The sequence below is a fragment of the Amycolatopsis sp. NPDC059657 genome, from assembly GCF_042734395.1.
Taxonomy (GTDB): domain Bacteria; phylum Actinomycetota; class Actinomycetes; order Mycobacteriales; family Pseudonocardiaceae; genus Amycolatopsis.
Genome location: NZ_JBHWEB010000216.1, coordinates 1 through 8285, shown reverse-complemented (window position 1 = coordinate 8285; position 8285 = coordinate 1). Strand labels below are relative to the sequence as shown.

General features: G+C 68.4%; 12 protein-coding genes. All 12 read left to right on the top strand.

Translation table 11 applies throughout. The features are described 5' to 3' along the window. The first annotated feature begins 71 nt into the window (after positions 1–71). The 12 genes from ACFV15_RS47110 to ACFV15_RS47055 all read left to right on the top strand — a co-directional run bounded on the left by ACFV15_RS47110 (position 72) and on the right by ACFV15_RS47055 (position 8066). Entirely contained in the window at positions 72–422 is a 351-nt protein-coding gene (locus tag ACFV15_RS47110; RefSeq protein WP_378359917.1) for a histidine triad nucleotide-binding protein, read from the top strand. 92 nt (positions 423–514) lie between these two features. After that, positions 515–1561: a PhoH family protein gene (locus ACFV15_RS47105; protein ID WP_378359916.1), complete on the top strand. Its 1047-nt coding sequence runs from the start codon at positions 515–517 to the stop codon at positions 1559–1561. After that, entirely contained in the window at positions 1558–2115 is a 558-nt protein-coding gene (gene ybeY / locus ACFV15_RS47100) for an rRNA maturation RNase YbeY (RefSeq protein ID WP_378359914.1), read from the top strand. Before ACFV15_RS47105 ends, ybeY begins: the two co-directional genes overlap by 4 nt. 2 nt (positions 2116–2117) lie before the next feature. Next, positions 2118–3431 carry a hemolysin family protein gene (locus ACFV15_RS47095; protein ID WP_378359912.1) on the top strand — a complete coding sequence of 438 codons (1314 nt, stop codon included), beginning with the start codon at positions 2118–2120 and terminating at the stop codon, positions 3429–3431. Beyond that, positions 3424–3750, top strand: a complete 327-nt coding sequence (locus tag ACFV15_RS47090) for a cytidine deaminase (protein WP_378359911.1) — start codon at positions 3424–3426, stop codon at positions 3748–3750. The genes ACFV15_RS47095 and ACFV15_RS47090 overlap by 8 nt, the downstream gene beginning before the upstream one ends. Continuing rightward, positions 3750–4646 carry a GTPase Era gene (gene era, locus ACFV15_RS47085; protein WP_378359909.1) on the top strand — a complete coding sequence of 299 codons (897 nt, stop codon included), beginning with the start codon at positions 3750–3752 and terminating at the stop codon, positions 4644–4646. The genes ACFV15_RS47090 and era overlap by 1 nt, the downstream gene beginning before the upstream one ends. Positions 4647–4648: 2 nt before the next feature. Then, a complete protein-coding gene (locus tag ACFV15_RS47080; RefSeq protein WP_378359907.1) occupies positions 4649–4966 on the top strand; it encodes a CD225/dispanin family protein in 318 nt (105 codons plus the stop codon). Beyond that, on the top strand, positions 4963–5412 hold the full coding sequence (locus ACFV15_RS47075) for a DUF2752 domain-containing protein (RefSeq protein WP_378359905.1): 450 nt from the start codon (positions 4963–4965) through the stop codon (positions 5410–5412). Before ACFV15_RS47080 ends, ACFV15_RS47075 begins: the two co-directional genes overlap by 4 nt. 96 nt (positions 5413–5508) lie before the next feature. Continuing rightward, complete coding sequence (locus ACFV15_RS47070) at positions 5509–5979, top strand: CD225/dispanin family protein (protein WP_378359904.1); 471 nt, start codon at positions 5509–5511, stop codon at positions 5977–5979. Between the two features lie 53 nt (positions 5980–6032). Beyond that, positions 6033–6782: a DNA repair protein RecO gene (gene recO / locus ACFV15_RS47065; RefSeq protein ID WP_378359902.1), complete on the top strand. Its 750-nt coding sequence runs from the start codon at positions 6033–6035 to the stop codon at positions 6780–6782. Between the two features lie 40 nt (positions 6783–6822). Further along, positions 6823–7650 carry an isoprenyl transferase gene (locus tag ACFV15_RS47060; RefSeq protein ID WP_378359900.1) on the top strand — a complete coding sequence of 276 codons (828 nt, stop codon included), beginning with the start codon at positions 6823–6825 and terminating at the stop codon, positions 7648–7650. Then, the gene (locus ACFV15_RS47055) at positions 7647–8066 is read left to right on the top strand and encodes a hypothetical protein (RefSeq protein ID WP_378359898.1); all 420 of its coding nucleotides are present in this window, start codon (positions 7647–7649) and stop codon (positions 8064–8066) included. Before ACFV15_RS47060 ends, ACFV15_RS47055 begins: the two co-directional genes overlap by 4 nt. The last annotated feature ends 219 nt before the right edge of the window (positions 8067–8285 follow it).

Sequence of the window (8285 nt, the reverse complement as noted above, 5' to 3'; positions counted from 1 at the left end):
GGTATGGCCGGGTTCTAACCGGCCATACCACTCACGACCCCCTGGGGTGGGGTGGGCGGGGTTAGTAGGGTTTGGGGATGAGTGAGACGTTGTTCGAGCAGATCATTGCTCGGGAGATTCCGGCCGAGATCGTGTACGAGACTGAGACGACGCTGGCGTTTCGGGACATTGGGCCTCAGGCGAAGGTGCATGTGCTGGTTGTGCCGAAGACGAGGTATCGGAACGTGGCTGAGTTGGCTGCGGCTGACCCGGGGCTGTTGGCTGAGGTGATCGCTTCGGCTGCGAAGGTGGCTGAGATCGAGGGGATCAAGGAGTCGGGGTACCGGGTTGTGTTCAACACGGACGGTGATGCCGGGCAGACCGTGTTCCACGTGCACGCCCACGTGCTGGGCGGGGAACCACTCAGCCGGTTCGGCTCCTAGGGAAACCGGACTGCGTCGCCGGGTGGCGTGCGGCTAGCATCGTGGGGTCGGAAGTGGAACGGCGTTAGCGCAGAAAGCAGGCCCGAGGGCACGTGGCAGGTACGGCAGAGGGTGGGGCCGCACGACCGGACGTCGGCAAGAACGAGTCCGCGGCGCAGTCCCGGTTCCCGATCCCCGACGCGGCCGCGCTGGCCCTGCTGGGATCACGGGACGAGAATCTCCGGGTAGTCGAAGAACTTCTCGAAGCGGACGTGCACGTCCGAGGCAACGAGGTGACGCTCACCGGCGCACCGGCGGACGTCGCGTTCGCCGAGCGGGTGTTCGCCGAACTGGTGACACTCGCCGGACGCGGGCAGCAGGTGGACCCCAGCACGGTCCGCCGCACCGTCGGCATGCTCACCGCCGACTCCGGCGAGTCACCGGCCGAAGTGCTGAGCATGGACATCATCTCGCGCCGCGGGAAGACCATCCGGCCCAAGACGCTCAACCAGAAGAAGTACGTCGACGCCATCGACAAGCACACGATCGTGTTCGGCATCGGCCCAGCCGGTACCGGCAAGACGTACCTCGCGATGGCCAAGGCCGTCCAGGCACTGCAGGCCAAGCAGGTCACCCGCATCGTGCTGACCCGCCCGGCCGTCGAGGCAGGTGAGCGGCTCGGGTACCTGCCCGGCACGCTCAACGAGAAGATCGACCCGTACCTGCGCCCGCTCTACGACGCGCTGCACGACATGGTCGAGCCGGACTCGATCCCCAAGCTCATGGCGGCCGGGACCATCGAAATCGCCCCGCTCGCCTACATGCGCGGCCGGACGCTCAACGACGCGTTCATCATCCTCGACGAGGCGCAGAACACCACGCCCGAGCAGATGAAGATGTTCCTGACCCGGCTGGGCTTCGGCTCCAAGATCGTGGTCACCGGTGACGTCACCCAGGTCGACCTGCCGTCCGGGCAGAAGAGCGGCCTGCGCGTGGTCAAGGACATCCTCGAAGGTGTCGACGACCTGCACTTCGCCCAGCTGACCAGCCAGGACGTCGTGCGGCACAGACTGGTCGGCGACATCGTCGACGCATACGAGAAGTGGCAGGCCGTGCAGGACGAGCAGGCGCCCGGGAATGGCTGGAAGGGTCGCCGGTGAGCATCGAGATCGCCAACGAATCGGGAGTGACGGTCGACGAGACGTCGATCGTCTCCGCCGCCCGCTTCGCACTGGACAAGATGGAGGTCAGCCCGCTGGCCGAGCTGTCCGTACTGCTGGTCACGCTCGACGTGATGGAGGACCTGCACGTCCGCTGGATGGACCTGCCAGGCCCCACCGACGTGATGGCCTTCCCGATGGACGAGCTGGAGCAGTCACGCCGTCCCGACGCCGCGGACCCGTCGCCCGCGCTGCTCGGTGACATCGTGCTGTGCCCGGCGTTCGCCAAGGACCAGGCCAAGACCGCGGGCCACGGGCTGCTCGACGAGCTGCACCTGCTGACCGTGCACGGTGTGCTGCACCTGCTGGGCTACGACCACGCCGAGCCCGCCGAGGAACGCGAGATGTTCGGGCTGCAGAAGCGGATCCTCGGCGAGTTCCAGGACGCCGTCTCGGCGGCCAGGCGCCAGGACGCGCAGCGCAGCGCCGACGACCGCGTGCTCGGCATCGCCGGACTCGACGCGCCGGCGGGCGAACAGCCAGAAACGCCGTAGCCATGCTGATCTTCGCGATCGCGCTGGTGCTGCTCGCCGGTGTGTTCGCGGCCGCGGACGCCGCGGTCAGCACGGTCTCGCCCGCCAGGGTCGACGGTCTCGTCCGCATCGGCAGGGTCGGCGCGCGCCAGCTCGCCGCCGTCGTCGCGGAACGCCGCAGGCACATCAACCTGCTGTTGCTGCTGCGGCTCGGCTGCGAGCTCACCGCGACCGTGCTGGTCACGGTCGTGTTCGTGCAGCTGATCACCCCGCTCGCGGTCGCCGTGCTGGTCTCGGCCGTGGTCATGGTGGTCGTGAGCTACGTCCTCATCGGCGTCGGCCCGCGCACCATCGGCCGCCAGCACCCGTACCGCGTCGGCACGCTGCTGGCGGGCCCGGTCCGCGTGCTAGGCACGCTGATGGGGCCGCTGTCCAGGCTGCTGATCGTCATCGGTAACGCGATCACCCCCGGCAAGGGCTTCCGCGAGGGCCCGTTCACCTCGGAGGTCGAGCTGCGCGAGCTGGTCGACCTCGCGCAGGAACGCGGCGTCGTCGAGGACTCCGAGCGCGAGATGATCCACTCGGTGTTCGAGCTGGGCGACACCGTCGCGCGCGAGGTGATGGTGCCGCGCACCGAGATCGTCTGGATCGAGCAGACGAAAACCGTGAGGCAAGCGCTTGCGCTGGCGTTGCGCACCGGGTTCACCAGGGTGCCGGTGATCGGCGAGTCGGTCGACGAGATCGTCGGCGTCGCCAACATCAAGGATCTGATGCCCGCGTACATGGCCGAGAACGGGCCGCAGCGCCTCGTCCGCGAGCTGATGAACCCGGCGAGCTACGTCCCCGACTCGAAGCGGCTCGACGACCTGCTCAAGGAAATGCAGGTCTCGCACAACCACATGGCCATCGCCGTCGACGAGTACGGCGGCACCGCCGGCCTGCTGACCATCGAAGACGTGCTCGAGGAGATCGTCGGCGAGATCACCGACGAGTCCGACACCGACGAACGCCCCGACGTCGAGGAGCTGGAGAACGGCGCGCTGCGCGTGTCGTCACGGCTCGGCATCGACGATCTCGGCGAGCTGTTCGGCCTCGATCTCGAAGAAGACCACGACGTGGAGACCGTCGGCGGGCTGCTCGCCGAGCGGCTGGGTAGGGTCCCGCTACCGGGTGCGGAAGCCGAGGTCGCCGGACTGCGGCTGTACGCGGAGGGCGGCAAGGACCGGCGCGGGCGGATGCGGATCACCTCGGTGGTCGTCTATCCGGCCGACACCTCCGTCGAGCGCAAGCGCACCCGCGTGCCGAAACCTGATGACAGGAGCGTTGAACATGCCTGAGCTGGACCCCGAGGACCAGAAGCTGGTGACGCTGGCCCGTTCGTCGAGGGCCAGGATCCAGGCCGAAGAGGGTGCCGCGGTGCGCGACACCGACGGCCGCACCTACGCCGCCGCCACCGTCGACCTGCCGTCGTTCAAGCTGACGGCGTTGCAGGCCGCGGTCGCCGCCGCCGTGTCCAGCGGCGCGGAAGGCATCGAAGCGGCGGTCGTCGTCACCGGCGAGGGCCTGCTCAAGGAGGCTTCGGTGAGCGCCGTGCGCGACCTGTCCAAGCACGCGCCGGTCTACCTGGCCGATCCGTCAGGTCAGGTGCTGCGCTGATGTCCGAGCATCGTTCCGGCTTCGCCTGCTTCGTCGGGCGGCCCAACGCGGGCAAGTCGACGCTGACCAACGCGCTGGTCGGCAGCAAGGTCGCGATCACCTCCAGCAAGCCGCAGACCACCCGGCACGCCATCCGCGGCATCGTGCACCGTGACGACGCGCAGCTCGTGCTCATCGACACGCCGGGCCTGCACCGCCCGCGCACGCTGCTCGGCGAGCGGCTCAACGACATCGTGCACTCCACCTGGTCCGAAGTGGACGTTGTCGGCTTTTGCGTGCCCGCCAACGAAAAGATCGGCCCCGGCGACCGGTTCATCGCGGCCGAACTCGTCAAGATCGCCAAGCGGACGCCGGTCGTCGGGGTGGTCACCAAGACCGACCTCGTGCAGCCGCAGCAGGTCATGGAGCAGCTGCTCGCGCTGCAGGACGTGATGGAGTTCGCCGACCTGATCCCGGTGTCCGCCGTGGACGGTTTCCAGGTCGGCGCGCTGGCGGACCTGCTGGTGAAGAAGCTTCCGGAGGGCCCGCAGCTCTATCCCGGCGGCGAGCTGACCGACGAGCCCGAGCAGACGCTGGTCGCCGAACTCATCCGCGAGGCGGCGCTCGAAGGCGTCCGCGACGAGCTGCCGCACTCCATCGCGGTCACCGTCGAGGAGATGCTGCCGCGCGAGGGCCGCGACGACCTCATCGACATCCACGCGCTGCTGTACGTCGAACGCCCCAGCCAGAAGGGGATCATCCTCGGGCACAAGGGTGAGCGGCTCAAGCAGGTCGGCGCGAGCGCGCGTGCGCACATCGAGGCGCTGCTCGGCATGAAGGTCTACCTCGACCTGCACATCAAGGTCGCCAAGGACTGGCAGCGCGACCCGAAACAGTTGCGCAGGCTCGGTTTCTAGCCATGTCCGACCAGTACGGGCAGGGCTACCCGCCGCCGATGTACGCGCCCCCGCCGGACAACAACATGGTGTGGGCGATCCTCGCCACGCTCATGTGCTGCCTGCCATTGGGCATCGTGGCGATCGTCAAGGCGAACCAGGTACAGGGCCTGTGGTTCTCGGGCCAGCAGGCCGCTGCGCAGCAGGCCGCCGACGAGGCGAAGAAGTGGGCCATCTGGTCGGCGATCGTCTCGGGCGTGCTCGGGGTGCTCGCCGCCATCGCACTGGTCGTGTTCGCCGTGATACTCGGCCTGTCGTTCAGCGACCTGCCGAACCAATGACGACCGTCTACACCGGACACCCGGCGCAGGGCTGGCGCGCGAAGTTCCGCGCGCTGGCCCCGCCGCTGGCGGTCGTCGCGGCGGGCGGGGTGTGCTGCGCGGCCGTGCTGATCGGGGATCCGACCACACCCGGCGGCCCGTTGCCGGTGTGCCCGACGAAGGCGTTGCTCGGCATCACCTGCCCAGGCTGCGGCGGCATGCGGATGCTGTACAGCCTGCTGCACGGTGACATTCCGGCGGCGCTGCACTACAACGCGCTGACCTTCCTCATGGGACTGCTGTTCGTGTGGAGCACCGCGGCGTGGGCGGTCGGCAGGCTGCGCGGCCGCTGGGTGAACAGCTGGCTGCACTGGCGCTGGACACCGCTGGCTTTCGGGGTCGCGTTCGTTCTGTGGTTCGTCGTACGGAACCTGCCGTTCGCGCCGTTCGCCGCGTTACGCGTTTGAGGGAACCAGGACGCGAGTGCCGCCATCGAACAGGTACGCTCCCGCGCACCGGCTTGTGCCGGGGTCCGGTATGAACACAGCTAGGGGGAACACCCGATGACCAATCCGTACGGCCAGCAGCCCTTCGGCCAGCAGCCTTATGGGCAGCAGCCGCAACAGCCTGGCTACGGTCCTCCCTCGGGTGGCATGCCCGCGCCCGGCTACGGCCCGCCGTCCGGCGCGGTCCCGGCGCCTTACGGCCAGCCGGCGCCCTATGGCCAGCCCGCCCCTTACGGTCAGGCCGCGCCCTACGGCCAGCCCGGTTTCGGCGGTCCCGGTTTCGGTGGCGGCGACATCCCCGACTACAAGACCTGGGCGATCATCTCGATCTTCTTCGGCGGGATCTTCGGCATCATCGCGATCTTCAAGTCCAACGAGGTCGGCCAGTACAAGATGCAGGGCAACTATGCGGCGGCCGAGCAGGCTTCGCGGACGACCAAGACGCTGTGCATCATCGGCAACGTGCTGGGCGGCATCAGCTGCCTCACCGGCCTCATCATCTTCATCGCCAGCATGGCCTCCATCTGAGCCAGAAGCGTGCTGCTCCGGGTTTTGCCGGTCCCTAGTGGGACGATGTACCCGTGGTGAACCTGTATCGCGACACCGGGGTGGTGTTGCGTACGCACAAGCTGGGCGAGGCCGATCGCATCGTCACGCTCCTCACGCGGCGGCACGGCAAGGTCCGCGCCGTCGCGAAGGGCGTGCGGCGCACGTCCTCGCGCTTCGGCGCGCGCCTGGAGCCGTTCGGGCATGTGGATGTGCAGTTCTACACCGGCCGGACGCTGGACGTGATCACCCAGGTCGAGACGGTCGACGCGTTCCACCTGCCGATCGTCGCCGACTACCAGCGCTACACGGCGGCCAGCGCGATCGCCGAGACAGCGGATCGGCTCGCCGCCGAAGAGGGTGAGCCGTCGCTCAAGCTGTACCTGCTGGCCATCGGCGCGTTGCGGGCGCTGGCCGGCGGCGAGCGTGATTCTTCGCTCATCCTGGACGCGTTCTTCCTGCGCGCCATGGCTTACGCGGGCTGGGAGCCCGCGATCACCGAGTGCGCCCGCTGCGGCCTGCCCGGTCCGCACAAGGCGTTCAGCGTGCAGGGTGGCGGCTCGATGTGCCCGAACTGCCGCATTCCCGGCTCCGTGCACCCGGCGCCCGAGGTGCTCGTGCTGCTCAGCGCGTTGCTGCACGGCGAATGGCCGGTGGCCGAGGCCTCGCTGCCCGGCTGCCGCCGTGACGCGAGCGGCCTGGTCGCGGCGCATCTGCAGTGGCATCTGGAGCGCCAGCTGCGGTCGCTACCCCTTGTCGAAAGGCGGGCGGTGACCGGCAAGTAGGGTCGGGGGCGGCGTATTTTCCAGGCTTGAGGAGGCGGCCGTGCTGCGCAGGGGACGCGAGAACAAGGCGTCACAGTTCGAACTGCGGGCGCCGGAGCCGCACGAGTCCGGCGCGAAGCCGCCCCAGATCCCGCGTGAGCTGGTGCCGAACCACGTGGCGCTGGTGATGGACGGCAACGGCCGCTGGGCCAACCAGCGCGGCCTGCCCCGCATCGAGGGGCACAAGCGCGGCGAGGCCGTGATGATCGACGTCGCCAGCGGCGCGGTCGAGCTGGGTGTGAAGTGGCTTTCGGTGTACGCGTTCTCAACGGAGAACTGGAAGCGCAGCCCCGAAGAGGTGAAGTTCCTGATGGGCTTCAACCGCGACACCATCCGCCGCCAGGTCGACTACCTGGGTTCGATCGGCGTGCGCATCCGCTGGGCCGGTCGCAGGCCCCGGCTGTGGGCGAGCGTGATCAAGGAACTGCAGATCGCCGAAGAGAAGACCAAGCACAACACGGCGCTGAACATGACCATGTGCGTCAACTACGGCGGCCGCGCAGAGATCGGCGACGCGGTACGCAAGATCGCGCAGGGTGTCGCCGAGGGCAAGATCAACCCGGACAAGGTCGACGAGCGCACCATCGCGAAGTACCTGTACCAGCCCGAAATGCCGGACGTGGACCTGTTCCTGCGCCCATCGGGCGAGCTGCGGACGTCCAACTTCATGCTCTGGCAGTCCGCGTACGCCGAGATGGTCTTCCAGGACACGCTCTTCCCTGACTTCGACCGCACCCACCTGTGGAACGCCTGCCTCGAGTTCGCCAAGCGCGACCGCCGCTTCGGCGCGGCCGTCGACGCCGCCGCTGCTTCGGAAGGCAAGTCGTGACCACGGAAGCGGCCTCAACGGCCTCACTGCTGACGCTCGCCCGCGAGGCGCTGGAGCGTTACTTGGAGGTCCGCGTCGACGACGACGGCGCGCTGACCTTCGCGCACGCCGACGTCCCCTGCGTCATCCAGGCGACCCGGCTCGCCGAGGGGCTCACGGTCTTGAGCCTGACCTGTGTGGTCGCCTGGGATCTCCCTGACGACCAGGTGCTCGCGGCTTCGGTCGCCGAGCGCGCGGGCCAGGGCCTGTTCGGCACCTTGGGCGTCATCCACACCGAGCGCGGCGTCGACGTGACCCTGCGGTACGCGTTCCCGGCCGAGGGCATGGACCCGGCGCCCCTGGGCACACTGCTGATGCTGGTGATCTCGACGGCTTCGCAGCTGCGCACCGACTTGCTCGGCTCCAACGCGGACTGACCGTTAGCGTTGCCGACGGTTAGAACTCAATGCCGGGTAGTTAAGGGTCGGGCAGGTTGGTCGAGCCCGCTGCTCGGTGGATGCTCGCGGGTGGTTGAACGTTGCGAACGGGGCGTTCGCAACGCTGAGCCTGGATCCGCCGAGGATCTTGGTGAGTTGATCGTGTCGTGGACGCGCAGATGCCCTCTGACTTGGGATGATTGTTCTTGCGAAGGAAAC